The organism is Pseudomonas sp. F-14 TE3482, assembly GCF_053629455.1.
In genome coordinates this window covers 844,882-867,560 of the sequence record NZ_JBRJII010000001.1, presented here as the reverse complement: position 1 = coordinate 867,560, position 22,679 = coordinate 844,882, and the positions used below count along the sequence as shown (strand labels likewise).

At 58.6% G+C, this 22,679-nt stretch carries 24 protein-coding genes and 1 tRNA gene; 11 read left to right on the top strand and 14 right to left on the bottom strand.

Annotation, left to right across the window (positions count from 1 at the left end; all coding sequences use genetic code 11):
- Positions 1-2: 2 nt before the first annotated feature.
- Positions 3-776 (bottom strand): ABC transporter ATP-binding protein, encoded by a 774-nt coding sequence (locus AB7M26_RS03745; RefSeq protein ID WP_007897462.1) that lies wholly within the window; start codon positions 774-776, stop codon positions 3-5.
- A 552-nt stretch (positions 777-1,328) separates the two neighbouring features.
- Between AB7M26_RS03745 and gabP the strand changes: the two genes are divergently transcribed.
- Positions 1,329-2,723 carry a GABA permease gene (gene gabP, locus AB7M26_RS03740; protein WP_123498404.1) on the top strand — a complete coding sequence of 465 codons (1,395 nt, stop codon included), beginning with the start codon at positions 1,329-1,331 and terminating at the stop codon, positions 2,721-2,723.
- A 70-nt stretch (positions 2,724-2,793) separates the two neighbouring features.
- On the opposite strand, the gene AB7M26_RS03735 is transcribed toward gabP, so the two are convergent.
- From AB7M26_RS03735 to AB7M26_RS03720, 4 genes are all read right to left on the bottom strand, one after another.
- Positions 2,794-3,246, bottom strand: a complete 453-nt coding sequence (locus AB7M26_RS03735; RefSeq protein ID WP_008068765.1) for a hypothetical protein — start codon at positions 3,244-3,246, stop codon at positions 2,794-2,796.
- 6 nt (positions 3,247-3,252) lie between these two features.
- Positions 3,253-3,669 carry a hypothetical protein gene (locus AB7M26_RS03730; RefSeq protein WP_063341863.1) on the bottom strand — a complete coding sequence of 139 codons (417 nt, stop codon included), beginning with the start codon at positions 3,667-3,669 and terminating at the stop codon, positions 3,253-3,255.
- A 37-nt stretch (positions 3,670-3,706) separates the two neighbouring features.
- Positions 3,707-4,681, bottom strand: a complete 975-nt coding sequence (locus tag AB7M26_RS03725; RefSeq protein ID WP_123498406.1) for an alpha/beta hydrolase family protein — start codon at positions 4,679-4,681, stop codon at positions 3,707-3,709.
- 69 nt (positions 4,682-4,750) lie between these two features.
- A complete protein-coding gene (locus AB7M26_RS03720) occupies positions 4,751-5,809 on the bottom strand; it encodes a PDDEXK nuclease domain-containing protein (RefSeq protein ID WP_123498408.1) in 1,059 nt (352 codons plus the stop codon).
- 262 nt (positions 5,810-6,071) lie between these two features.
- Here AB7M26_RS03720 and AB7M26_RS03715 point away from each other — a divergent pair, with 262 nt between their 5' ends.
- Together AB7M26_RS03715 and AB7M26_RS03710 are read left to right on the top strand one after the other, a co-directional pair.
- The gene (locus tag AB7M26_RS03715; RefSeq protein WP_123498410.1) at positions 6,072-6,521 is read left to right on the top strand and encodes a carboxypeptidase regulatory-like domain-containing protein; all 450 of its coding nucleotides are present in this window, start codon (positions 6,072-6,074) and stop codon (positions 6,519-6,521) included.
- A 208-nt stretch (positions 6,522-6,729) separates the two neighbouring features.
- A complete protein-coding gene (locus AB7M26_RS03710; protein WP_259698701.1) occupies positions 6,730-6,852 on the top strand; it encodes a hypothetical protein in 123 nt (40 codons plus the stop codon).
- Between the two features lie 128 nt (positions 6,853-6,980).
- Here the strand turns inward: AB7M26_RS03710 and AB7M26_RS03705 are convergent, their stop codons facing one another.
- The 6 genes from AB7M26_RS03705 to AB7M26_RS03680 all read right to left on the bottom strand — a co-directional run bounded on the left by AB7M26_RS03705 (position 6,981) and on the right by AB7M26_RS03680 (position 11,845).
- Positions 6,981-7,445, bottom strand: a complete 465-nt coding sequence (locus tag AB7M26_RS03705; RefSeq protein ID WP_123498412.1) for a hypothetical protein — start codon at positions 7,443-7,445, stop codon at positions 6,981-6,983.
- A 171-nt stretch (positions 7,446-7,616) separates the two neighbouring features.
- Positions 7,617-7,692 (bottom strand) — tRNA-Phe (locus AB7M26_RS03700).
- Between the two features lie 103 nt (positions 7,693-7,795).
- Positions 7,796-8,068: an oxidative damage protection protein gene (locus tag AB7M26_RS03695; protein WP_007897448.1), complete on the bottom strand. Its 273-nt coding sequence runs from the start codon at positions 8,066-8,068 to the stop codon at positions 7,796-7,798.
- Positions 8,065-9,132 (bottom strand): A/G-specific adenine glycosylase, encoded by a 1,068-nt coding sequence (gene mutY / locus AB7M26_RS03690; protein WP_123498414.1) that lies wholly within the window; start codon positions 9,130-9,132, stop codon positions 8,065-8,067. The genes AB7M26_RS03695 and mutY overlap by 4 nt, the downstream gene beginning before the upstream one ends.
- Entirely contained in the window at positions 9,129-11,363 is a 2,235-nt protein-coding gene (locus tag AB7M26_RS03685; protein ID WP_123498416.1) for an AsmA family protein, read from the bottom strand. Before AB7M26_RS03685 ends, mutY begins: the two co-directional genes overlap by 4 nt.
- A gap of 77 nt (positions 11,364-11,440) precedes the next feature.
- Positions 11,441-11,845, bottom strand: coding sequence for an acetyl-CoA sensor PanZ family protein (locus tag AB7M26_RS03680; protein WP_123498418.1), 405 nt, complete (start codon positions 11,843-11,845; stop codon positions 11,441-11,443).
- Positions 11,846-12,111: 266 nt separating this feature from the next.
- On the opposite strand from AB7M26_RS03680, the gene AB7M26_RS03675 reads away from it, so the two are divergent.
- The 8 genes from AB7M26_RS03675 (at position 12,112) to AB7M26_RS03640 (ending at position 19,208) form a co-directional block, all read left to right on the top strand.
- On the top strand, positions 12,112-13,776 hold the full coding sequence (locus AB7M26_RS03675; protein WP_123498420.1) for an OFA family MFS transporter: 1,665 nt from the start codon (positions 12,112-12,114) through the stop codon (positions 13,774-13,776).
- Positions 13,777-13,889: 113 nt separating this feature from the next.
- Complete coding sequence (locus AB7M26_RS03670) at positions 13,890-15,068, top strand: integrase core domain-containing protein (RefSeq protein WP_123501468.1); 1,179 nt, start codon at positions 13,890-13,892, stop codon at positions 15,066-15,068.
- Positions 15,069-15,331: 263 nt separating this feature from the next.
- On the top strand, positions 15,332-15,925 hold the full coding sequence (gene hisB / locus AB7M26_RS03665; RefSeq protein WP_007939452.1) for an imidazoleglycerol-phosphate dehydratase HisB: 594 nt from the start codon (positions 15,332-15,334) through the stop codon (positions 15,923-15,925).
- A complete protein-coding gene (gene hisH / locus AB7M26_RS03660; RefSeq protein ID WP_123500044.1) occupies positions 15,925-16,563 on the top strand; it encodes an imidazole glycerol phosphate synthase subunit HisH in 639 nt (212 codons plus the stop codon). Before hisB ends, hisH begins: the two co-directional genes overlap by 1 nt.
- Positions 16,564-16,824: a DUF2164 domain-containing protein gene (locus AB7M26_RS03655; protein WP_429387942.1), complete on the top strand. Its 261-nt coding sequence runs from the start codon at positions 16,564-16,566 to the stop codon at positions 16,822-16,824. It begins immediately after the preceding gene.
- A 42-nt stretch (positions 16,825-16,866) separates the two neighbouring features.
- Positions 16,867-17,604: a 1-(5-phosphoribosyl)-5-[(5-phosphoribosylamino)methylideneamino]imidazole-4-carboxamide isomerase gene (hisA, locus tag AB7M26_RS03650; RefSeq protein WP_123500042.1), complete on the top strand. Its 738-nt coding sequence runs from the start codon at positions 16,867-16,869 to the stop codon at positions 17,602-17,604.
- 9 nt (positions 17,605-17,613) lie between these two features.
- The gene (gene hisF, locus AB7M26_RS03645) at positions 17,614-18,384 is read left to right on the top strand and encodes an imidazole glycerol phosphate synthase subunit HisF (RefSeq protein WP_007897430.1); all 771 of its coding nucleotides are present in this window, start codon (positions 17,614-17,616) and stop codon (positions 18,382-18,384) included.
- 68 nt (positions 18,385-18,452) lie between these two features.
- Positions 18,453-19,208 (top strand): substrate-binding periplasmic protein, encoded by a 756-nt coding sequence (locus AB7M26_RS03640; protein WP_123500040.1) that lies wholly within the window; start codon positions 18,453-18,455, stop codon positions 19,206-19,208.
- A gap of 3 nt (positions 19,209-19,211) precedes the next feature.
- On the opposite strand, the gene AB7M26_RS03635 is transcribed toward AB7M26_RS03640, so the two are convergent.
- The 3 genes from AB7M26_RS03635 to AB7M26_RS03625 form a co-directional block, all read right to left on the bottom strand.
- Positions 19,212-20,450, bottom strand: a complete 1,239-nt coding sequence (locus AB7M26_RS03635) for a trypsin-like serine peptidase (RefSeq protein WP_429387937.1) — start codon at positions 20,448-20,450, stop codon at positions 19,212-19,214.
- A 104-nt stretch (positions 20,451-20,554) separates the two neighbouring features.
- On the bottom strand, positions 20,555-21,352 hold the full coding sequence (locus AB7M26_RS03630) for a divergent polysaccharide deacetylase family protein (RefSeq protein ID WP_429375674.1): 798 nt from the start codon (positions 21,350-21,352) through the stop codon (positions 20,555-20,557).
- Position 21,353: 1 nt separating this feature from the next.
- A complete protein-coding gene (locus tag AB7M26_RS03625; RefSeq protein ID WP_123500034.1) occupies positions 21,354-22,673 on the bottom strand; it encodes a S41 family peptidase in 1,320 nt (439 codons plus the stop codon).
- Between the last annotated feature and the right edge of the window lie 6 nt (positions 22,674-22,679).

Genomic DNA, 22,679 nt, shown 5'->3' with positions numbered 1-22,679 from the left:
CGTTAGCGGTTGCTGGACATGAATTGTTTGCAGCGTGCCGAAAGCGGGTTTTCAAACACCTGCTGCGGCGATCCTTGTTCTTCTACCAGGCCCTGGTGGAGGAACACCACTTCGCTGGAAACCTGACGGGCGAAGCCCATTTCATGGGTCACGAGCAGCATGGTGCGGCCTTCTTCGGCCAATGCGCGGATGACATTAAGTACTTCCTGGACCATTTCCGGGTCAAGGGCGGAGGTGGGTTCGTCGAACAGAATGACCTTGGGCTGCATCGCCAGGGTGCGGGCGATAGCCGCGCGTTGCTGCTGACCGCCGGAGAGTTGCGCCGGGTAGGCGTGGCGCTTGTCAGCGATGCCGACCTTGGCCAGCAAGGCTTCGGCGACTTCAATGGCTTCGGCCTTACTCTGCCCGAGTACGCGGCGCGGGGCTTCGATGATGTTGTCGAGCACGCTCATGTGCGGCCAGAGATTAAAGTTTTGAAATACAAAACCGATCTCGCTGCGCAGGCGATTGATCTGCTTGCCATCGGCAGCGACCAGTTCGCCGTTCTTGGCGGCTTTGAGCTTGAGTTCTTCGCCGGCCACCAGGATCTGGCCCTGATGCGGGTTTTCCAGCAGGTTGATGCAACGCAGGAACGTGGACTTGCCGGAACCGGAGGAACCCAGGATCGAGATCACATCGCCGTCGCGGGCGGTCAGCGAGATGCCTTTGAGCACCTCAAGCTGTCCGTAGCGTTTGTGCAAGTTGCGGATTTCAAGCGCGGGCGTGGCCTCAGCCATGTGCGTTCCTCATAGTGTTTTGCGCTCCTGCTATTGGCGGCCTTCCTGGCGAGGCGGCCAAGCTAGCATAGCGTTCGAATGGCAGCCAACAGCGCTACGGACGGTAAACGGGTGGCATGTGGCAGGTTGTCGCATCGGCACAGCAGACTGTCGCCCCATCAACAACCGAACAGCCGTTTGAACAAGCTTGGACGTGGCTGTCGCGTAAAAAAAGGCGCGATGTTGCCAGCTTTGGCGGGGTGTTGGAAGCGCCAACCGGACAAACGTACCCGAACTGCACTTTTATTGTGCGCACCTGTATTTCTTGATGTGTTTTTGGTGCGCAGATTCGTTACTGAAGTGGGTGGCAGAGTAACGCTCTGGCGAAATGCCATTAATCTCAATGACTTGCGATAACTGCTCGATCAGCGTGCAGGCCCCGTGTAACGGGTGCGTGAAACATTTTGGCGCAATTATTGCGTGCAGAATAAGAAACGCCCTGTTGGATTCTTTTTACGAGAAGGGATTTCAGATCGGGCCGACGTCATCGCTTTACTTGCAAAGGTAGTTTTAATGAGCAGTAGCCAAAGCTCCTCCAATGGCCTTGAACAGGGGCTAAAACCGCGACATGTGACCATGCTGTCGATCGCCGGGGTTATCGGCGCCGGCCTGTTCGTCGGCTCCGGCCACGCCATTGCCGCTGCTGGCCCGGCCGTGCTGTTGGCTTACGCGGCCGCCGGTGCCCTAGTGGTGCTGGTCATGCGAATGCTCGGGGAGATGGCCGTTGCATCGCCAGACACAGGTTCCTTCTCGACGTACGCCGATCGCGCGATTGGTCACTGGGCCGGTTTCACCATCGGCTGGCTCTACTGGTGGTTCTGGGTTTTGGTCATCCCGCTGGAGGCTAACGCTGCCGCGACCATTTTGCATGCCTGGTTCCCGAATGTGGCGATCTGGGCGTTCACACTGGTCATCACATTATTGCTGACGGTGACCAACCTGTTCAGCGTGAAGAACTATGGTGAATTCGAATTTTGGTTCGCCTTGGTCAAAGTCATCGCGATCATCGGTTTCATCGGCCTCGGCATTCTGGCGATTTTCGGCTTCCTGCCGACCAGCCAGGTCAGCGGCGTGTCGCATTTGTTTGACACTCAAGGCTTCCTGCCAAACGGCATGGGCGCGGTGCTGGGTGCCATCCTGACCACCATGTTCTCCTTCATGGGTACCGAGATCGTGACCATCGCGGCTGCGGAATCGAAGAACCCTGGCCAGCAGATTTCCAAGGCTACCAACTCGGTGATCTGGCGGATTGGCTTGTTCTACCTCGTCTCCATCTTCATCGTTGTGGCCTTGGTGCCATGGAATGACCCGATTCTGGCCAGTGTCGGTTCCTACCAGACTGTGCTGGAGCGCATGGGTATCCCGAACGCCAAGCTGATCGTCGATATCGTGGTTCTGGTTGCGGTAACCAGCTGCCTCAACTCGGCGCTCTACACTGCTTCGCGCATGATGTTCTCGTTGGGCAAACGCGGCGATGCGCCGGCCGTTTCCCAGCGCACCAACAGCAGCGGCACACCTTACTGGGCTGTGATGCTGTCGACCGCTGCTGCGTTTATTGCAGTGTTCGCTAACTACGTGGCCCCGGCCGCTGTATTCGAATTCCTGCTGGCCAGCTCGGGCGCCATCGCGTTGCTGGTGTACCTGGTAATCGCGATTTCGCAACTGCGTATGCGCAAACAGCGTATGGCTCGCGGTGAAAAAATCGCCTTCAGCATGTGGCTGTTCCCGGGCCTGACCTACGCAGTGATCGTATTCATTGTCGCGGCCCTGACCATCATGCTGTTCCAGGAAGCCCATCGCGTGGAGATTCTCGCGACCGGCCTGCTCAGCGCACTCGTGGTGGCGGCGGGGTTGCTGGTAGCTCGCCGTCGCAAGCTGCAGAAAGTGGGCGCGGTGGTGCTGAACTGATCCGTTCCGCGTAACGCAAAACGGCCGCTGTCAGTGATGACAAGCGGCCGTTTTTACTTGCGGGGTGGCGTTACTCCGCCTTTTCGACCGGCAGGTCCAGCGACTGGCGATAACTGTCCAGCGCATCGCCAAAGTCAGTGATGAACTGCGGGTCGGTCAGCCAGGCCTGGGCGGCGTCGCGGTCCATGCCATCGGCCCACATGCGGTAGTCGATCAGCATGTCGGCGGCCAAATGAGTGGCGGCCATGGCTTCGTTGTCGGCGTTTTCCATGTCCAGCAGTTCTGGATGATCGCTGATGATTTCGGCGAGGTTCGACAGCAGGGTCAGCAGCATGTCGTTGCGGCTGGTAGCCTCGGCGTCACGCATTTTGCTGAACATCGCCAAGGTGTATTCCGGGATCGGCTCACCGATGTCGCCCAGATCATCGTCCAGCGCGGCGGGTTTTCTGCCGTGGATATTGATTTGCTTGGCTTTGATCTTTGCGCGTTTGGCGCGTTTCTGTTGCTTGTTCAGGGATGCCATGGGAACTCAGTCTGGTTTCTGTTGGGTTTGGGCCGCGATGGCGTCGGACGCCGCCACGTAGTCAGCCTGGAAGGCTGGGGATTCGATCCACGCCAGTGCGCCGGCTTCGTCCACTTCGGTGGACCATTGGCGATACTCGATCAGCGCGGCGACGATAAAGTCTGTCGCTGTTTCTTCGCCTTCCTGCTCCAGCACCAACGCGAGCAGCGGGTGTTCAAGGAAGGCCCTGCACATGGCTTGCTGGCTGATCTTTTGCGCGTCGATCATTTCTTTGAACAGATCAGTCAGGTCCACCGATTCGAAGTCGATGCGATCGTCGTTCGGGTCCAGCTCGACCGGCGCAGCGGCCCGCTGGGTGCGGTTCTGCTTGGCCTTGGCTTTGGCGCGGGAGGCGCGTTTGTTCTGCTTGTTGGCGGAGGCCATGGGCGTCGTTCCGTAATTCGTTGAGGGGGCGCATCCATCAACTGCGTGGCACTCGCCGCCCGGGTGTATCGGGGGCCAGCTCGCCGGTTCGCAGCCAGGACAATGCAATGGGCCATAGTGTGGCTTGGTATGCGCTACGAAAAAAGGCGAAATGTCCGACTTCTTCTTCGTCGATGTCTTCAGGGGTGATTCGCAGGTGGGTGTTTGTACTGCCAGTGAAGTAACTGAGCAGGCGTTCGATGGCCGCAATGGTGCCATACGGATCGTCGCTGAGGCTGATGGCCAGGGTTTGGGCGGTGACATTGGCGAAGGGGAGCTGACCGTTTTTGGCGTGGATGACACGACCGCTGGGGCGTTTCTCGTATCGGGCGGTGGGCATGCTCCAGTCGCGGACTACACCGGCCGGGGTGTCTTCGAGCCAGCCGAGGCGTTTGCCGGGAAAATAGCCATAAAGCAGGGTCATCAATGGCATCGTCACGTGCCACTTCCCAAACATTCGCCAGCGATGGGCGGGGGCATAGTCGCGCCAGTAAGCGAACTGCGCACCCACCGTCACCAGGCGTCGGATCACATGCCCCGAGGCGCCCAGCCCTGCCGCACAACCGCCGAAGCTATGGCCGACGACATTGATGGGTTGTCCTGCAAACTCGCGTTGCGCCCTTTGCAGCATCGCCTCGAAATCCAGCGCGCCCCAGTCGGACCATGAGGCCTCAAGCCCTTTCAACGACGCGGGGCGCGACTCGCCAATGCCGCGGTAGTCATAGGTGATCACGTCGAAGCCGTTGGCGAACAGGTAATCGGCGAAACGCGAGTAGTGTCGGCAACGGACTGAAGTAGCGGCGTTGATGATCACCACCGCACGGGTTGGGTCTTGATTCGTATGCCGCCAGGTGAAACCGCCAAGGATGAAGCCGTCGGCGGCGGGTTCCTTGAAAGATTCACCAGGTGTGCCGGTGGGTAACGGCAATTCAAGTTGCGTCGGGGCCAGTGAGGGCATGTCCTGCAAGTTCATCGGCGTTGAACCTTTGCGGTTAGCCAACCACCATAGTCTTCACGCCGTTTATGAACAATCCACCCGCGCTTATCGGAGTCTCTGCTTGAGCAACCGCTCCTCAAGCACCGCCCATTCCCGATCCAGTTCTGTGCGAAGTTCCTCCTCGCTCGGCAGCACCAGTCTGTAGGTACTGGCGAACAGTTGTTCGTTGCCTTGCAGCACTGAATAGCGCACCACCGATTCATCTTTTTGCGCGCAGAGAATAAGGCCGACGGTGGGGCTATCCTCCGGTCCGCGCTTGAGGTCGTCGTACATGCGCACGTACATGTCCATCTGGCCGACATCCTGGTGGGTCAGTACGCCGCGCTTGAGGTCGAAGATGACGAAGCACTTGAGCAGGTAGTTGTAGAACACCAGGTCGATGTAGAAGTCTTTGCTCTCGGTACTGATGCGTTGCTGGCGAGCGATGAAGGCGAAGCCTTTGCCCAATTCGAGCAGGAAACCCTGGAGTTGATTGATCAAGGCTTGTTCAAGTTCGCTTTCCTGGATCAAGCCCGCATTGGGCAGGCCGAGAAACTCCAGTAGCACGGGGTCACGGATGAATTCCCGAGGGCTGGCGTTCATTTGCTGGATGTTGGTGTCGGCTTCCTGTTTGACGGCAGCCCGGTCGCGGCTCGCCAGCAGGCGTTCGTAATAGAGGGTATTGATTTGGCGCTCGAGGGCGCGACTTGACCAGTTCTGCAGAGCAGATTCGTTCATGTACCAGTGGCGAGCGTTGTCGTTGTCGACTCGCAGCAGCCTGCGGTAATGGGTCCAGCTCAATTCGTGACGCAGTGCGTCACGAATTGGGAATGCTTGGTAGAACAGGCGCATGTAGCGAAGGTTGGAAGCGTCGAAACCTTTCCCAAATTGCTCCGTCAGTACTTTCGCCAGCGTCGACAGCAACTGCTTGCCATACACCGCCCGCCGAGCGCCTTCCTGCTCGAACTCCACAATATGCCGTCCGATCTGCCAACAGGTTTGCACCTGAACGGTATCGACCGCTCGCAGCACCTTCTGACGCGCTTCACGGATCAACTCGCCAAGATTGCCGAGCAGTGAAGTGATCTGTGGATCTTGAGTGTTACCGGGTTTGAGGGAGCTCATGAGATTTTCCGCGGCTGAAGGAAACGAGCGGAAGAGGATGGCAAGAGAGTGATAGTCCGCGATGCCGGGCGCGGCTGGTAAGTCGGAAGGAAAGGCGAATTTGCTTTGCAGGACCGGGCCGACGGAAGCCTATGCATGAGGAGCGCATCACGTAGTCCGATTCGCAGTGAGCCCAAGTGCTAATCGATCTAAAACTTGAACATTCGGTAACAAATCTAAAAAGAGTAACGATTGGGTTCTGCGTAACCCGGGAGTCGCCATCATGAAGAACGTCCATTCATTCATGCTGCCCATCGCCGCTGTCGGCGTACTGATGCTTCCAGTCGTGCTTAACGCCGCCAGTCTTGAACCGATCGACAGCACAGGCGTGCAAGTCCAGCAGCAACAGCAAAACGGGATTACTTATCTGTCCGGGGGGATCGGAGAGGATGAGGCTCGAGCCATTCAACAAGCGCAGGGCTACAACCTGCACATGACTTTCTCCATCGGGGCGGAGGGCAAATATATTCCGGATGTAAATCTGGTCATTCAGAAAGACCCGGGGCAACCCGTGCTGACGCTGAGTGAAGCCGGCCCGTTGGTTTATGTTCAGCTGCCACCTGGCAAGTACACCGTCGTCGCGACACGCAATGGTGAGGAACGGCGTGATACGGCGGATGTAGGAAGTGGCGCCGCTCGCAATCTTGTCTTCCACTGGAATACTGAAAACTAGCCGAAGAGAGACGCTTGCACGATGCCTGATCAAATCGCAGGCATAAAAAAACCCTGAATCTTTACGGTTCAGGGTTTTGGTGTGAAGTTTGTCTAGGATCAGCGTGACCACTCGTCACGGGATGCTGAGCCATAGTGCTTGAAGCGGAAAATAGCGGCTGCGCTGTGACAGGGTCTTGGTGCGGATGGCGAAGCCCATGGTGTCGATCATGCTTAGATTGACCATGGCCTGGGTCAGCCACGGATTGCGGTATCAAATCGGAGTCTGCTCACCGATGAAAATAGTCTTCGGGCTGGCCCTCGAAGAAGTCGCCGGCGTTTTCGAACACTAGCCGGTCGATGCGTCCGGTAACAATAATTTGCGTGCGCGATTGATATTCCTTGTGGGCAATACAGTTGTGCAGAGCTTCGAGGATGAGTGCGAAGCATCACCTGTTCGGTTTGTCCGTAGCGAGCGGGACTATTCGTCGTCTTCGGATAGATTTGCTGCCAACTCGGCAACCGCTTCTTCCGCGGCCAGATTGAAATCATCAAGTACATCAGGCCGGGTAAGCCATTCCAGGGTTTCGGCCTCTGTGGCGCCATAAGCCCACTCCCGATAATCAATCAAAAAGGATTGACTGAGCATCGCCATCGATTCGGAAGCATCGCCCGTCTCGACCAGTTCCTGTTGAAGGTCGGGGGCTGCCGATATGACATCGGCCAGAGCGATGAATAGCGCGACAAACAGCGCTTTGCGGCTTTGGTTTTCCGCTTCATGAAATTGGGTAAACAGAGTTTCGAAGAACTCAGCCGGATAGGCATCTGGTTCATCAGACAAATCGTCGAACAGGGCAGGGTGGTGAATGCTTCGGGCTACGCGCTGTTGCTTGGCTTTTACCTTGGCGCGTTTGGCTCGCTTTTGTTGCTTGGTCAGGGATGCCATAGGCTTCTGCCCTTTTCAGAAAAGAAATTCCGAGTATTAAAGCGCAAACGTGCGGCTGTTTTAAGGCCTCCGCCTGTAGGGATCAGTCGTAGAAGACAGCCGGAAATCGAGCGCCATCAAATCCCAGACATAAAAAAACCCTGAATCTCGCGATTCAGGGTTTTCGGTATTTGGTGCCCAGAGACGGAATCGAACCGCCGACACGGGGATTTTCAATCCCCTGCTCTACCGACTGAGCTATCTGGGCAACGGGGCGCATTAAACTGGTTTTTCAGGGGGGCGTCAAGAAAGTTTTCAAAAAAATTTTAATTATTACCGTCGCTTACGATCCACCCCTCGAAAAAGCGGGGTTATTCAGCGGGCGGAACGTAGCCTTCGGCCTTGGCGTATTCCTCGCCGGAAAAGAACTTGTCCATCTCGCCTTGAAGATATTTGCGATCTTCGGCGTTCATCATGTTCAGGCGTTTTTCGTTGATCAGCAGGGTCTGGTGTTTCTGCCAGTCGGCCCAGGCCTTGGCCGAGACGTGGTCAAAAATGTCCTGACCTTTCGCGCCCGGAAATGGAGCGCGTTCTAGGGCGGGCAGTTCTTCTTTGTACTTGCGGCACATGATGGTGCGGGTCATGACGACTCTCCTGCGTTCAATACGGCGGCCGCGCGTTCGAGCAAGGTTTTGACCGGGGCGGCAAGGCCCAGGCGCGGCGGGGTGGTGAGGTTATACCAGAGCCAGTCGGCCTCGGCCACGTGATGGCCGGCCTCCTGAACCTGAACCAGCCAGGGTTCGATGGATAACTGAAAGTGGCTGAAGGTGTGTACCAGGCTCGGCAGTGGCTGTTGGTTGCCCAGTTCCAGCGAGTGCTGCGAAGCCAGATGTTGCAGGTCGTCGAGGTCGTCGAGTTCCGGCAGGCTCCAGAGACCGCCCCACAGGCCCGTGGAAGGGCGACGGTAAAGCAGAATTGCCCCTTCACCGTTGGCGAGCATCGGCATCAGCGTGCGCTTCTGTGGCACGGCTTTGCGTGGTTTGGGAATCGGGTAGCGGGTTTCCAGGCCAAGCATGTGCGCCTCGCACCCCTTTTCCAGCGGGCAGAGCAGGCAACTCGGTTTGCTGCGGGTACAGAGCGTAGCGCCCAGGTCCATCATCGCCTGGGTGTAGGCATTGACCCGATCATATGGAGTAAAGCGCTCAGCGTTGGCCCACAGCTGTTTGGCAACCTTGGGCTCGCCCGGATAACCCTCTTGCGCGGTAAAGCGCGCCAGCACCCGTTTGACGTTGCCATCGAGGATCGGCGCCCGCAGGCCCATGCTCAGGCTGGCAATCGCGCCAGCGGTGGACAGGCCGATACCCGGCAGATCGGTGAGCTTTTCCACATCACGGGGAAACTCGCCGCCATATTCGGCAACGATAATCTTCGCGGTCTTCTGCAAGTTGCGCGCACGGGTGTAGTAACCGAGACCGGTCCACAGGTGCAGCACTTCGTCTTCGGGGGCGGCGGCCAGGGCTTCGACGGTTGGCAATGAAGCCATGAAACGGTCGAAGTAGTTCAGCACAGTGCTGACCTGGGTTTGCTGCAACATGATTTCCGAGACCCACACCCGGTAAGGGGTGATGCCCTGTTGCCATGGCAAATCGTGGCGGCCGTGGCGGTCGTACCAATCCAGCACCGCCGTTGAAAACTGCTCGGCTCTCATCGCTTGAACAGCCCCTTGAGCGCGTCTTTCAGTTCCGGGCTGACTTTATCGCCAAGCTTCTCGTCGATTTTTTCGCTGATCCGCTCGCCAGCCAGTTTGCTCGCGACTTGTCCCATGCGTTCGTTGTCGACGCGGCAAGCCTTGGCACCCAGTTCCAACGGGCCACGGCAGCGCAGTGGCCACTCGATGCCGACGAAGCGCTCGCTGACTTGGCAGGCCGGGTCCGGCATGTCGCTCTTGTCGCCTTCGACGATCACGCCGACGCGGTAATCCATGCCCAGCACCCGCAGGTCGATGTCGCCGTTACCGTTGACGGTCATGCCCGGGATGCGCACTTTCAGGTCGGGGTTGCTGGCCACGCCGTTGTGGAAGGTCAGGTTGCCCTTGAGCTCTTCGAACGGTGTGTCCTTGCCCCGTGGTTCGCCGGTGAGGGTTTTGCGATTCAGGGTGGCGATGCCTTTGCACAGTTGCTGTTCAAGATTGGCATTGAGCAGTACGCCATTGTTGATAACGAAACTGGCATTGCCGTTGAGGTTATCGATCAGCACGCTCTGGCTATTGCCGCTGCTGGTCAGCGCGCTATCGAGCGTAACCAGGCCTTGAACCGGGGGATTTTTCCCCTGGCTTTCGAGGATTTTTTCTACAGGCACTTTGCTGATGCGCGTCTGCATATTCAGCGCCGGCACTTGCTGGCGCACGTCCAGGGTACCTTTGGCTTCGAAGTTGCCGTCGTACAGGTCACCGCGCAGGTTCTCCAGCGTCAGCAGGCCGCCAAGGCCTGTGGCCTTGAGGGCAGCATTCTGAATCGGCAGTTTGTCGAGGGTCAGCTGGCCGAAGGTCAGGTCAGCGTTCACGTCGAGTTTGCTCAGGCGCTCCACCGGCAACAGACGTTCGGTGCTCCACGGGCCTTTGGTCGGTGAGGGTGGCAGCGGTGAACTGCCTGCGCCGGCCATGGCCTCGTTCTCGGTGTTGGCCACTTCAGCCTGACGCACCTGTTTCGCGCTGTTGGCTTCGGCGGATTTTGGTGGCAAGTAACGATCGACGTTGAAGGTGTCAGCCTTGAGGTTCAGTCGCAGCGATTGCTTGGCGAAGTCCTCGATAGCAATGCGGCCGCTGAAAGTGCTGTCATCGAGTTTCAGGTTGAGGCTGTCGAGGGACAAACTGGTCGGCGTGCCGGCAACCTGGCTGGCCAGTTCGACTTTGCTCAGGCTGCCTTCGGCCATCGCCGGGAGTTTCTGGCCGATGCTGTCGACGAATTTCGCCAGATCGAACTGGGCAATCGACAGGCCGCCGCTGATTTGCGGGGTCTTGTCGAGGTCATTGGCCTTCAGTTCACCCAAGGCGCGCAGCTGATTGGCGGAGATTTTGATGCCGGTCCATTCGGCGACGTTGGCGGCCTTGTCCAGCAGCAACTGACCTTGAGCGGCGAAGGTCATGGTCTTGCCTTGCAGTGGATCGCCAGCGACTTCACCGGAGAGTTTCATGTCTTCGAATTTGTAGCGCTGCAGCGCACGCTCGAAACGCAACTCGCCGGCCAGCTCGGTCCGCACCCGCAGAACCGGTTGGTTGGTACCGAGAAATGCGGTGAGTTTGACCGGGATGTTGGTCGAGTCGTGCACGGGGCCGGTGCTCAGCTGGATGCTTTCGGCGCTGAACTGCTTGCCGGTTCTCTCGTCGCTGTATTCAACGCGGGCGTTGTTGACGGTCAGGCTGTCGATGTCCAGGCGGATCGGCTGGGCCGGTTTTTCTGCCTGAGCGGTAGTCGCTGGCGCAGGTTCGCCGGTGGCGGCGGGCGGCGTGGCGGAGGTACTGGGGGTGGCAGGCGCCGGGGCCTTGCCGATGTCTTCCCAATTACCGTGGCCATCCTTGTCGCGATTGAGGCGCAGGTTCAGGCCTTCGACGCGCACATCACTCATCTGCACTTCGCGGCGCAGCAGCGGAATCACGCGGACCGACAGGCCGAGCATCTGCAAGTCGGCGAACGGTTCGGTAGGCTTGGCCAGGGTCGCAACACTGGCTTCGTGCAATTCCAGGCCCAGCCAGGGAAACAGGCTCCAGCCGATATCGCCATTGAGCGTCAGCTCGATGTGGGCCTTGTCGCGGGCAATCTGGCGAATCTCGTCTTTATAGTCGTTGGGATCGAAGAGGTGGGTCAGGGCAAAGCCCAGCGCCACAATGATCAGCAACAGCCCGAGAAGTACCAGACCCAGGATTTTGCCGAACGCTTTCATGGGCGAGTCCTTGTATTAGTCGAATTCGAAATTTAGCCGGGGAGTATAGCGCTCCGAAGTGGCCGACCGGTCAGCGATCACGTCGGGAGCTCATCCAGCGGCACCTTCAGCTTAGCCGCCAGCGCTTGAGCTTCGAGGTGCCCGGCAGGCGCCAACAGTCGCAATGTCGCGCCCGATTGCGACGCCATTTTCTGCGCTTCGTTCACCAGACGCTCGGCAACGCCACGGCGACGGGTGATTTTTCGTACGCATAAATGGGACAAATGCCAGACGTCCTGGTGCTGTTGCAAGCGTGCCGCCCCCAACAGCCGATCGTTGAAGCGTCCGGCGATCAGCGCACCGTCCTGCAGGCAGTCTTCGATCAACTGTATGTCCCCTGTGAATGGCGAAAACAGCCAGTCCGGTGCGTCGCGGTAGATTTTCTGCAGGTCTTGCTGATCCTGATAAGTGGCTTGGTTCAGCAGCTCGACAATGATCGGCATGGCGCTTCCTTTGAAAAGTTAATGCAGCTCCTACCGGGTGAACACATGTTCGTTCAGTGGTACGAGATCAGACGACGTACAAAAAGGTGATATCAGTTTGGTTTTTCTGTCACCTGCAAATGGTAACCTCTGCCCGTTCGTCCGTCCCTTCTGCGACGTGATGTCGCACCAAAATGGAGCTTCACCTAAAAAAAGTCATGCCTGCGTGCATTAAGGCTGGGGTGAAGAACGGCTGCCGAACAATACTAATAATTGGGGGAAACACCATGACTACGAGCATCACGGCGGACGGCATCAAAGCCGACCAGCCCGCGTTCCTGTCCAAGGAGCGCATCATCGCCAGGCCCGGTTTCAACCGTTGGCTGGTACCACCGGCCGCTCTGGCCATCCACCTGTGCATCGGCATGGCCTACGGCTTTTCGGTGTTCTGGTTGCCGTTGTCCAAAGCCCTGGGCGTCACCAAGGCCGTGACTTGCGCGCCAGACATGAGCTTCATTGCTCAGGTCTTTTCGTCTCAATGCGACTGGCCGATCTCGATGCTCGGCTGGATCTACACCCTGTTCTTCATCTTCCTTGGCTGCTCGGCAGCGATCTGGGGCGGCTGGCTGGAACACGCAGGTCCTCGCAAGGCCGGTGTGGTGTCGGCACTGTGCTGGTGTGGCGGTCTGCTGATTTCAGCGCTGGGGGTCTATACCCACCAGATCTGGCTGATGTGGATCGGCTCCGGGGTCATTGGCGGTATCGGCCTGGGCCTGGGTTACATCTCGCCGGTCTCAACCCTGATCAAGTGGTTCCCGGACAAGCGCGGCATGGCAACCGGCATGGCGATCATGGGCTTCGGTGGTGGCGCGATGGTCGGCGCTCCACTGGCTGCAGCGCTGATGGGGCACTTCGCTTCGCCAACCAGCGTGGGCGTATGGCAGAGCTTCCTGGTTATGGCCGCGATCTACTTCGTGTTCATGATCGGTGGCGCGCTGTCCTACCGCGTTCCGCCAACCGGCTGGAAGCCTGAAGGCTGGACTGCTCCGGCAAAAAAAGCCTCGAACGCGATGATCACTCACCGTCACGTGCACGTGAATGTGGCGTGGAAGACCCCGCAATTCCGTCTGGTGTGGCTGGTGTTGTGCCTGAACGTTTCTGCGGGTATCGGCATCCTCGGCATGGCTTCGCCGCTGTTGCAGGAAGTCTTCGCCGGTAAATTGCTGGGCACCGACCAGACGTTTGGTCAGCTGGACGCCGGGCAACTGGCCTCGATCGCAGCGATTGCGGCCGGTTTCACCGGTTTGCTGAGCCTGTTCAACATTGGTGGCCGGTTCTTCTGGGCTTCGTTCTCGGATTACCTGGGTCGCAAGAACACCTACTTTGTATTCTTCGCCTTGGGTTTCGCGCTGTACGCACTGATCCCGAACCTCGGTCATCTGGGCAACGTTGCGCTGTTTGTGGCGGCGTTCTGCATCATCCTGTCGATGTACGGCGGTGGTTTTGCGACGGTGCCGGCGTATCTGGCTGACCTGTTCGGTACGCAAATGGTCGGCGCGATCCACGGTCGTTTGCTGACGGCGTGGGCGGCGGCGGGTGTGTTGGGGCCGGTGTTGGTGAACTACCTGCGTGAATATCAGCTGAGCATCGGCGTTGAACGCGCTGCGGCATACGACATCACCCTGTACATCCTCGCGGGCCTGCTGGTGCTGGGTTTCCTGTGCAACCTGATGGTTCGCCCGGTGGCCGACAAGTACTTCATGACCGAGGCCGAACTGGCCGCCGAACAAGCGCTGGGCCACGACAAAGGTGCTGACGCCAGCACTGTGCTGGAGTGGAAAGCGGATGCGGGTACCAAGCCTTTGGCGGTGGCTGCGTGGCTGGTTGTGGGCATTCCATTGGCGTGGGGTGTTTGGGTGACGCTGCAGAAGACTGCGGTTCTCTTTCACTAACGCAAAACCCCTGTGGGAGCGGGCTTGCTCGGGTAGAAACCGGAGACATCCTTTACGTTTTAAACCGGAGACATCGTTTACAGGTATGAAATACGGTCAGGAGGTGCCTGACCATGCCCTGGAATCGAGAGTCCCCAATGGATCAGAGAGTGAAACTCGTAGGCGACTGGATGTCCGGCGCCTATTCCAAATGTGAGCTGGCACGGCATTACGGTGTCAGCCGGCCCACTTTGGACAAGTGGCTAGCGCGCTATGCTGAACGTGGCATCGACGGGCTCAAAGAGCTGTCCAGACGTCCGCACCACAGCCCCCATCAAATCAGTGAGCATGTCCTTGAGTTGCTGATCGCTTATAAGCGCGAGCATCCGAGTTGGGGACCTGAGAAGTTGGTTCACAACCTTAAAAACACGCACGCGGAGCTGCCTTGGCCCGCGTTGAGCACCGCTGGCGAATGGCTCAAGCGTGCAGGTTTGGTGCAAAAACGACGTTTCCTTAATCGCCCACCGACGGGGCCTATTCCATTACGCGAAGCCACAGAGCCCAATCAAACATGGGCGGCGGATTTCAAAGGCGACTTCGCCCTGCAATCAGGTCAGCGCTGCTTTCCTTTGACGATCTCCGATCATGTCAGTCGATTCCTCTTACTTTGTCGGGCGCAAAGCAGTGTGGCTGGGGCGCGCGAAGGATTTGACTGGGCTTTTCGAGAGTATGGGTTGCCCAATGTCATTCGCACGGATAACGGTTCACCTTTTGCCTCGACCGGCGTGTCGCGCATCTCCAGTCTGGCGGCGTGGTTCATACGTTTGGGTATCTATCCCGAGCGTATCCAGCCCGGACGCCCTGACCAGAATGGCCGCCATGAACGAATGCACCGAACCCTCAAGGCTGCGCTGCTTCAGACACCTGAGCATAATTTGGTACAGCAGCAGCTGGCGTTTGAACGGTTTCGCCACGAATACAACTACGAACGCCCTCACAAGGCCCTGGCAATGAAGGTTCCGGCGGATGTTTATGTGCCATCCAGCCGCCTCTACGACGGACGTGTGCCGGAGGTGAATTACCCTTCACAAATGCTGGTCAGAAAAGTCCGGCAAAACGGTTCAATGAAGTGGAAAGGTGGAATGGTATTTGTCAGCGAATCGCTGGTGGGTGAGGCACTAGGGCTGAAGGAGGTGGAAGATGAGGTCTGGGAAGTGTATTTGTGCAATTACCTTTTAGGTCGTTTGAAAAGCGGTGAAAACCGCCTTTCAAACCCACAAAAACGTAAAGGATGTCCCCGGTCTCGATTGTAAAGGATGTATCCGTTTCTACATCGCGAAGAGGGCGTGCCAGTCGACATCGATGTTGTCTGACACACCGCTTTCGCGAGCAAGCCCGCTCCCACATTTGCTCTGCGTGGACACAGATTTTGTGTTTGCCGGCTTGTACTGACATGTCTATCCCCGACGACAGGGGATTCACTCCGTCAGTGATATCACCTCTCGTGTTTCTGTTTAGCGCCCGCGACCCTATAATGGCTGCCTTTTTCGCCCCAATGATTTTTGCGGAGCTGGTGATGGCCGAACGTATGGCGTCTGTCGAGCGCGACACTCTGGAAACCCAGATCAAAGCCTCGATCAACCTGGATGGCACCGGAAAGGCCCGATTTGATATCGGTGTACCTTTTCTTGAGCACATGCTGGACCAGATCGCCCGTCACGGGCTGATCGACCTGGATATTGTCAGCAAGGGCGACCTGCATATCGACGACCACCACACGGTGGAAGACGTCGGTATCACCCTGGGTCAAGCCTTCACCAAAGCCATCGGCGACAAGAAAGGCATTCGTCGCTACGGCCACGCCTACGTGCCGCTCGATGAAGCGCTGTCGCGTGTGGTGATCGACTTCTCCGGCCGCCCTGGCCTGCAGATGCATGTTCCTTATACCCGCGCGACCGTCGGCGGTTTCGACGTTGACCTGTTCCAGGAATTTTTCCAGGGCTTCGTCAACCACGCCAACGTCACCCTGCACATCGACAACCTGCGTGGGCACAACACCCACCACCAGATCGAAACCGTGTTCAAGGCTTTCGGCCGCGCCCTGCGCATGGCCGTAGAGCTGGATGACCGCATGGCCGGGCAAATGCCGTCGACTAAAGGCGTTCTGTAATGCAGACGGTCGCGGTTATCGATTACGGCATGGGCAACCTGCACTCGGTGGCCAAGGCCCTCGAGCACGTCGGTGCCGGCAAGGTGCTGATCACCAGCGATGCCGATGTGATTCGCGAAGCCGATCGCGTGGTATTTCCCGGCGTCGGTGCGATTCGCGATTGCATGGCGGAGATCCGTCGCCTGGGCTTCGACTCGCTGGTGCGTGAAGTCAGCCAGGACCGTCCGTTCCTCGGCATTTGCGTGGGCATGCAAGCCCTGCTCGACAGCAGCGAAGAGAACGACGGCGTGGACTGCATTGGCCTGTTCCCGGGTCAGGTGAAGTTCTTCGGCAAGGATTTGCACGAAGACGGCGAACACTTGAAAGTGCCGCACATGGGCTGGAACGAAGTGAAGCAGACGGTAGAACACCCGCTGTGGCACAACATTCCGGACTTGGCGCGTTTCTACTTCGTGCACAGCTACTACATCGCTGCCGGCAATGCGCGGCAGGTGGTGGGTAGCGGTCACTATGGGGTCGATTTCGCCGCCGCGCTGGCCGACGGCTCGCGTTTCGCCGTGCAGTTCCACCCGGAGAAAAGCCACACCCATGGCCTGCAATTGCTGCAGAACTTCGCGGCGTGGGATGGTCGCTGGTAAATGGCCGTCAAGAAGGGCAAGCCGCCGATCCTGAGCCTCACTCCCGAGCAGGAGAACGAGGCCAATCACAAGATCAAACGCTTCATGGAGGATCGCTTCGAGCTGGACCTGGGTTCGTTCGAAGCGGCTGAAATCCTTGAGCTGTTTACCCGCGAAATTGCTCCGCACTATTACAACAGGGCGATTTTCGATGTGCAGACGCACCTCAAAGAGAGGTTCGAAAGCATCGAAAGCGACCTGTGGGCGCTCGAGAAAAACTGATTTCCGAGCGAAGCTGAATACTCGAATTTGAAGGTTTGCCAGATGCTGATTATTCCCGCTATCGATCTCAAAGACGGTGCCTGTGTTCGTCTGCGCCAGGGCCGCATGGAAGATTCCACAGTGTTCTCCGATGACCCGGTGAGCATGGCTGCCAAGTGGGTGGAAGGCGGTTGCCGCCGTCTGCATCTGGTCGACCTGAACGGTGCTTTCGAAGGCCAGCCGGTCAACGGTGAGGTGGTCACCGCCATCGCCAAGCGCTATCCGAACCTGCCGATTCAGATCGGCGGCGGTATCCGCTCACTGGAAACCATTGAACACTACGTCAAAGCGGGCGTGAGCTACGTGATCATCGGCACCAAAGCCGTGAAAGATCCGGCTTTCGTTGCTGAAGCCTGCCGCGCGTTTCCGGGCAAAGTGATCGTCGGTCTGGATGCCAAAGACGGTTTTGTCGCCACCGACGGCTGGGCTGAAATCAGCACCATTCAGGTGATCGACCTGGCCAGGCAATTCGAGGCCGACGGCGTGTCCGCGATCGTTTATACCGACATCGCCAAAGACGGCATGATGCAGGGCTGCAACGTTTCGTACACCGCCGCTTTGGCCGCGGCGACGAAGATTCCGGTGATCGCTTCCGGCGGTATCCACAATCTGGGTGACATCAAGTCGCTGCTCGACGCCAAGGCGCCAGGCATCATCGGCGCCATCACCGGCCGGGCGATCTACGAAGGCACCCTCGATGTCGCTGAAGCGCAAGCTTTCTGCGATTCGTACAAAGGCTGAGGACTCACCATGGCGCTGGCCAAACGCATCATCCCTTGCCTGGACGTGGATAACGGCCGGGTGGTCAAGGGCGTCAAGTTCGAGAATATTCGCGACGCCGGCGACCCGGTGGAAATTGCCCGTCGTTACGACGAGCAAGGTGCCGACGAGATTACCTTTCTCGACATCACCGCCAGCGTCGACGGTCGCGACACCACGCTGCATACCGTCGAGCGCATGGCCAGCCAGGTGTTCATCCCGCTGACCGTCGGCGGCGGCGTGCGTACCGTGCAGGACATCCGTAACTTGCTCAATGCCGGTGCGGACAAGGTTTCGATCAACACCGCTGCAGTGTTCAACCCGGAATTCGTCGGCGAAGCAGCCCAGCATTTCGGCTCGCAGTGCATCGTCGTCGCCATCGACGCGAAGAAAGTGTCCGGTCCGGGCGAAACCCCGCGCTGGGAAATCTTCACCCATGGCGGTCGCAAGCCAACCGGCCTCGACGCCGTTGAGTGGGCGAAGAAGATGGAAGGCCTCGGCGCCGGTGAAATCCTCCTGACCAGCATGGATCAGGACGGCATGAAAAACGGCTTTGACCTGGGTGTCACCCGCGCCATTAGCGATGCGCTGGGGATTCCGGTGATCGCGTCCGGCGGTGTCGGCAACCTGCAGCACTTGGCCGACGGCATCCTTGAAGGTCACGCCAGTGCGGTGCTGGCGGCGAGTATTTTCCACTTCGGTGAATACACCGTGCAGGAAGCCAAGGCTTACATGGCTCATCGCGGCATCGTGATGCGTTAAACAGGCCAGTGGACAGTATGGCGGGCTCAAGGCACTCTTGGGCACGCCATGGATTCCGGTAGCCCGACATGCTTAAACGTCTTCTTCTTGTCCTCGCCAGCGCTTCTCTGTTGTTCATCAACGGAGTTCACGCCGAAGAAAATCCCGGCACCGGTCTGGTGCTGCTGACGGAAAACTTCCCGCCGTACAACATGGCGAAGAACGGCAAGAATTTTGCTCAGGACGAGAATATCAATGGCATCGCCGTGGATATCGTCCGCGAGATGTTCAAACGCGCCGACATTACCTACAGCCTGACACTACGTTTCCCTTGGGAGCGAATCTACAAACTCGCCCTGGAAAAACCTGGCTATGGCGTGTTCGTGATGGCACGGTTGCCGGACCGCGAGAAACTCTTCAAGTGGGTCGGCCCTATCGGCCCGGACGACTGGATCCTGCTGGCCAAGGCCGATAGCAAGATCACCCTCGAGTCGCTGGAGCAGGCGCGCAAGTACAAGATCGGCGCCTACAAGGGCGATGCGATTGCCGAGACACTGGCCAAGCAAGGATTGAAACCGATTGTTGTGCTGCGCGATCAAGATAACGCCAAAAAACTGGTCAACGGCCAGATTGATCTGTGGGCCACGGGTGACCCGGCAGGCCGCTACCTGGCGCGCCAGGAAGGCGTGAACGGGCTCAAGACCGTGCTGCGCTTCAACAGCGCCGAGCTCTACCTGGCGCTGAACAAGGACGTGCCGGACGAAACAGTCGCCAAGCTGCAAGCCGCGCTGGATCAACTGCGCAAGGAAGGCATTGTTGACGACATCATGGGGCGCTATCTGTAGCAATTACCTCGATGGGGTCTGAATTGCAGCGTCCGGCGTCGCGCTCAAGTACATGGCACTTGTAAACACGTTATTCAATGTCGCGCTTGTCAGCTGCTGTTCCCGTGAGGCGACACCGATAATACAAAGCGCATATGCACCGCTTTGTGGCCCGATTTCAGTATTGATGTAAGCATCTTCAGCGCTGATGGCGGCGCTATAGTTGCGTGGCGCCTGACAATCCCGAGCGTTATGGACCGTTTTGTAGCGGTAGAAGGGCGCCTCGAGGGAGAACCTGAAGTCCCACGTAGGCAATACGATCTGCTCATCCGCATTTTGCGTTCTATAAACGTATGACTTGAGCTTCCAGGGCTCCATGACAGTCAGTTCGACCGGCTCCAACGAACACTGCGCCCCATCGCGGGTAAAAACACCGTCAATAAAGCACTTGTGCAGGAAGTTGGCCGAGTAGCTGTAGTTGAAACGGGCGGCCTTGCAAGACGTCGAGTGCTCACAATCGGGCGGCGCCGGGGTATTGCGCGAGATCCCGACTTTACTGACGATGCCGGTGATTTCATTGGTGCGGCGGTTCAGCATCGGGCTACCGGAGCTGCCGGCGTGAAGATCGCAGCTGTTTTTCATGGCCAAAGGGAAAACCCCTGGATGATCGATAAACGTTCCGGCGGTTTGTTCAGCACAGGCGCTCAATCGAAGCCCCTGTTCGATAAAGCCGCCCGGCGCGCCAACGTTAAGCGCTTCCTGACTTTCGTAGGTTTGATGGGAGGCCAGCTTGAGCGGGTTGATCCCGGCCTGTATCAGCGACGCCAATGTTGCGTCTACCTCCAGTACTGCAAGATCGGTCCCGACCAGACTGCTCCATCGGGAAGTTCGGATGGCGTATTGGCGCTTGCGCTGTGGTACGTCATGGAAGTAGCGGAAGGTGACGCTGGCTTTCAAAGGCAGATTGGTCCGCGCCGAACCGTACCCAAAGAATACGCAATGACCGCTGGTGAGCAGGTAAGCAGGGCCGGTGGCCCGGCCTTGCCTGTTTCGCGTATCCAGTAGAACGGCGCTGCAAGTCTCGCCCGAGTGGAGACTGAGTCGTCCCACGCCGCTCCAGATTTCATAAAAATGTTCGCTGTTTTGCAGTGCCCTTGACGGTGAGTCGTTGACAGCGCCTTCGCCCAGGTCGCGGGCCTGCACGGCGGAAATAGCCAGCAGGCCAATCAGGCCGGTGAAGCAAAACAAGCTGAGATATTTCATGTCCATTCCTTGGTGATGAAATTCGGGGTGAGCGCTATCGTGGCACGCGTCTGTGTGCCGACAGGTATAAATAGTTATCGCGAAATGGAGTGGGCTGCGAGCAATTACCGGGCGGTTGGGAGGCGGTACTGGCCATCCTTGCCATGTGCCGCCGTCGCGCGATTGCCGCGCACGCTGATCATTTGTTGGATATCGATCCAGTCAATGCCCTGAGCCTTGAGCTTGGGCAATTCACGTTCAAGCACCGCCAATGTCTGCGGATACGGATGCCCGATCATCACCGCAGAACCCTGCTTGCGCGCCAGGCTGATAGCCGTTTGTAGCTGAGTGAAAATCGCGGCTTCAGTGGGCTCGTCATCGAGGAACACATCCCGCGAAACGCTCGCCAAACCGATCTTCTGCGCCTCGGCGGCGGCCACGGTTTGTGCACTGGTGCGGCTGTCGACGAAGAACTTGTGTCGACGCTGCAAGTCGGCCATCAGCCAGGCCATGGCCGGTTGCTGGGCGGTCATGCGGCTGCCCATGTGGTTGTTGATACCAGCGGTATACGGCACAGCCTTGAACGCCGCGCTCAAGCGCTTCTCGAGTTCTTCGATGGGCAACTCGGGATGCCAGGCGAACGGCCCGGTGGCCGGAGCCATGGGCATGTGCAGGATGACGACCTTGCCGGCGCGATGGGCTTCGCGGGCGAACTCGGTGGCGTGGGGGGTGTCGGGCATGATTGCCGCAGTGACCGGGCCGGGCAGCGCCAGCACGCGGCGATCCTGAAGCAGGTTCTGCCCCAGGTCATCGATGATCAGGCTCAGATAAGCCTTCGCCGGTGTGGCCGCTGTCGTGGCAGGCGCCGCGTGAGCGACACCCGCCAGACAACACAGCAGGCCGAGGAGCAACCGCAGGCGCATCTCAGCGGCCGGAGGTGATGCTCAGCCCTTTGAGCAGGCTCAGGGCCTGGGCCAACTGGTAATCGTCATCCTGCGGCATGGCCTTGGCTTTGCCACCGGAACCGGTCGGTTTATCGGCGCCGCCGTTGCCATTGCCCAGGTGACCTTGCAGATCGGCTTCCTTGAAGTATTCGCCGTCCTGCTCGTTGGTGATCTTGGCCCTGCGCACTTCGATGTCCGGGACGATGCCCTGAGCCTGGATCGAGCGGCCGTTCGGCGTGTAGTACAGCGCCGTGGTGATTTTCAGTGCGCGCTCGTTGTTCAGCGGCAACACGGTCTGCACCGAGCCTTTGCCAAAACTGGTGGTGCCCATGACCACGGCGCGTTTCTGATCCTGCAGGGCGCCGGCAACAATTTCCGAGGCCGAGGCACTGCCGCCGTTGATCAGCACGACCATTGGCACGGCTTCGCTTTCGTCCTTGCCGGTGGCTGAGAAGCGCAATTCGGAGTTGGCGATACGACCCTTGGTGTAGACGATCAGGCCTTTGGTGATGAAGTGGTCGACCACTTCCACCGCCGATTGAAGCACGCCCCCCGGGTTGTTACGCAGGTCGAGGACGATGCCGCTGAGCTTCTTGCCGTTGTCTTTGCGCAGCTTGGCCAGGGCCTTGGAGACCTCTTCGCCTGTCTTGACCTGGAACTGGGTGATGCGGATGTAGCCGTAGCCGGACTCCAGCAGCTGGCTCTTCACGCTCTTCACTTGAATGATGGCGCGGACCAGGGTCACGTCGAACGGCGCACCGCCATCGCGTACCAGGGTCAGGGTGATCTTCTGGCCGATCTTGCCGCGCATCTTGTCGATGGCTTCGGTCATGCTTTGGCCGCGAGTCGGCTGGCCGTTGATCTTGACGATGAAGTCGCCGGCCTGAATGCCCGCCTTGGAGGCCGGGGTGTCATCGATGGGCGAAACCACTTTGATGAAACCGTCTTCGGCGCCGACTTCGATGCCCAGGCCGCCGAATTCGCCGCTGGTGCTTTCCTGCAATTCAGCGAAGTCTTCCGGGCCGAGGTACGCGGAGTGCGGGTCGAGGTTGCTGAGCATGCCTTTGATGGCGTTTTCCAGCAGGGTCTTGTCGTCCACCGGTTCCACATAGGCGGCCTTGATCCGGTCCATGACTTCGGCAAAAGTGCGCAACTCGTCCAGCGGCAATGGCGCCTTGGTGGTCGCAGCAGTGCCCGCAGGTGCGATCACCGGGGCAGGCTCAGCGGCAAACGCCAACGGTGCGCCGATCACCAGGGCAATCGTCAGGGCCAGCGAGGTAAGGCGGGACAAATACAGCATGTCGAA

Bases quoted from the DNA above. Each gene is read 5' to 3' on its own strand.
- AB7M26_RS03625 (WP_123500034.1), bottom strand. From the start codon at position 22,673: ATGCTGTATTTGTCCCGCCTTACCTCGCTGGCCCTGACGATTGCCCTG.
- AB7M26_RS03705 (WP_123498412.1), bottom strand. From the start codon at position 7,445: ATGGCATCCCTGACCAAGCAACAAAAGCGAGCCAAACGCGCCAAGGTA.
- AB7M26_RS03675 (WP_123498420.1), top strand. From the start codon at position 12,112: ATGACTACGAGCATCACGGCGGACGGCATCAAAGCCGACCAGCCCGCG.
- hisH (WP_123500044.1), top strand. From the start codon at position 15,925: ATGCAGACGGTCGCGGTTATCGATTACGGCATGGGCAACCTGCACTCG.
- hisF (WP_007897430.1), top strand. From the start codon at position 17,614: ATGGCGCTGGCCAAACGCATCATCCCTTGCCTGGACGTGGATAACGGC.
- AB7M26_RS03680 (WP_123498418.1), bottom strand. From the start codon at position 11,845: ATGCCGATCATTGTCGAGCTGCTGAACCAAGCCACTTATCAGGATCAG.
- AB7M26_RS03655 (WP_429387942.1), top strand. From the start codon at position 16,564: ATGGCCGTCAAGAAGGGCAAGCCGCCGATCCTGAGCCTCACTCCCGAG.
- AB7M26_RS03685 (WP_123498416.1), bottom strand. From the start codon at position 11,363: ATGAAAGCGTTCGGCAAAATCCTGGGTCTGGTACTTCTCGGGCTGTTG.
- AB7M26_RS03730 (WP_063341863.1), bottom strand. From the start codon at position 3,669: ATGGCCTCCGCCAACAAGCAGAACAAACGCGCCTCCCGCGCCAAAGCC.
- gabP (WP_123498404.1), top strand. From the start codon at position 1,329: ATGAGCAGTAGCCAAAGCTCCTCCAATGGCCTTGAACAGGGGCTAAAA.
- hisA (WP_123500042.1), top strand. From the start codon at position 16,867: ATGCTGATTATTCCCGCTATCGATCTCAAAGACGGTGCCTGTGTTCGT.
- AB7M26_RS03640 (WP_123500040.1), top strand. From the start codon at position 18,453: ATGCTTAAACGTCTTCTTCTTGTCCTCGCCAGCGCTTCTCTGTTGTTC.
- AB7M26_RS03710 (WP_259698701.1), top strand. From the start codon at position 6,730: ATGCTTAGATTGACCATGGCCTGGGTCAGCCACGGATTGCGGTATCAA.
- AB7M26_RS03715 (WP_123498410.1), top strand. From the start codon at position 6,072: ATGAAGAACGTCCATTCATTCATGCTGCCCATCGCCGCTGTCGGCGTA.
- AB7M26_RS03745 (WP_007897462.1), bottom strand. From the start codon at position 776: ATGGCTGAGGCCACGCCCGCGCTTGAAATCCGCAACTTGCACAAACGC.
- AB7M26_RS03735 (WP_008068765.1), bottom strand. From the start codon at position 3,246: ATGGCATCCCTGAACAAGCAACAGAAACGCGCCAAACGCGCAAAGATC.
- AB7M26_RS03725 (WP_123498406.1), bottom strand. From the start codon at position 4,681: ATGAACTTGCAGGACATGCCCTCACTGGCCCCGACGCAACTTGAATTG.
- AB7M26_RS03670 (WP_123501468.1), top strand. From the start codon at position 13,890: ATGCCCTGGAATCGAGAGTCCCCAATGGATCAGAGAGTGAAACTCGTA.
- mutY (WP_123498414.1), bottom strand. From the start codon at position 9,132: ATGAGAGCCGAGCAGTTTTCAACGGCGGTGCTGGATTGGTACGACCGC.
- AB7M26_RS03630 (WP_429375674.1), bottom strand. From the start codon at position 21,352: ATGCGCCTGCGGTTGCTCCTCGGCCTGCTGTGTTGTCTGGCGGGTGTC.
- AB7M26_RS03635 (WP_429387937.1), bottom strand. From the start codon at position 20,450: ATGAAATATCTCAGCTTGTTTTGCTTCACCGGCCTGATTGGCCTGCTG.
- hisB (WP_007939452.1), top strand. From the start codon at position 15,332: ATGGCCGAACGTATGGCGTCTGTCGAGCGCGACACTCTGGAAACCCAG.
- AB7M26_RS03720 (WP_123498408.1), bottom strand. From the start codon at position 5,809: ATGAGCTCCCTCAAACCCGGTAACACTCAAGATCCACAGATCACTTCA.
- AB7M26_RS03695 (WP_007897448.1), bottom strand. From the start codon at position 8,068: ATGACCCGCACCATCATGTGCCGCAAGTACAAAGAAGAACTGCCCGCC.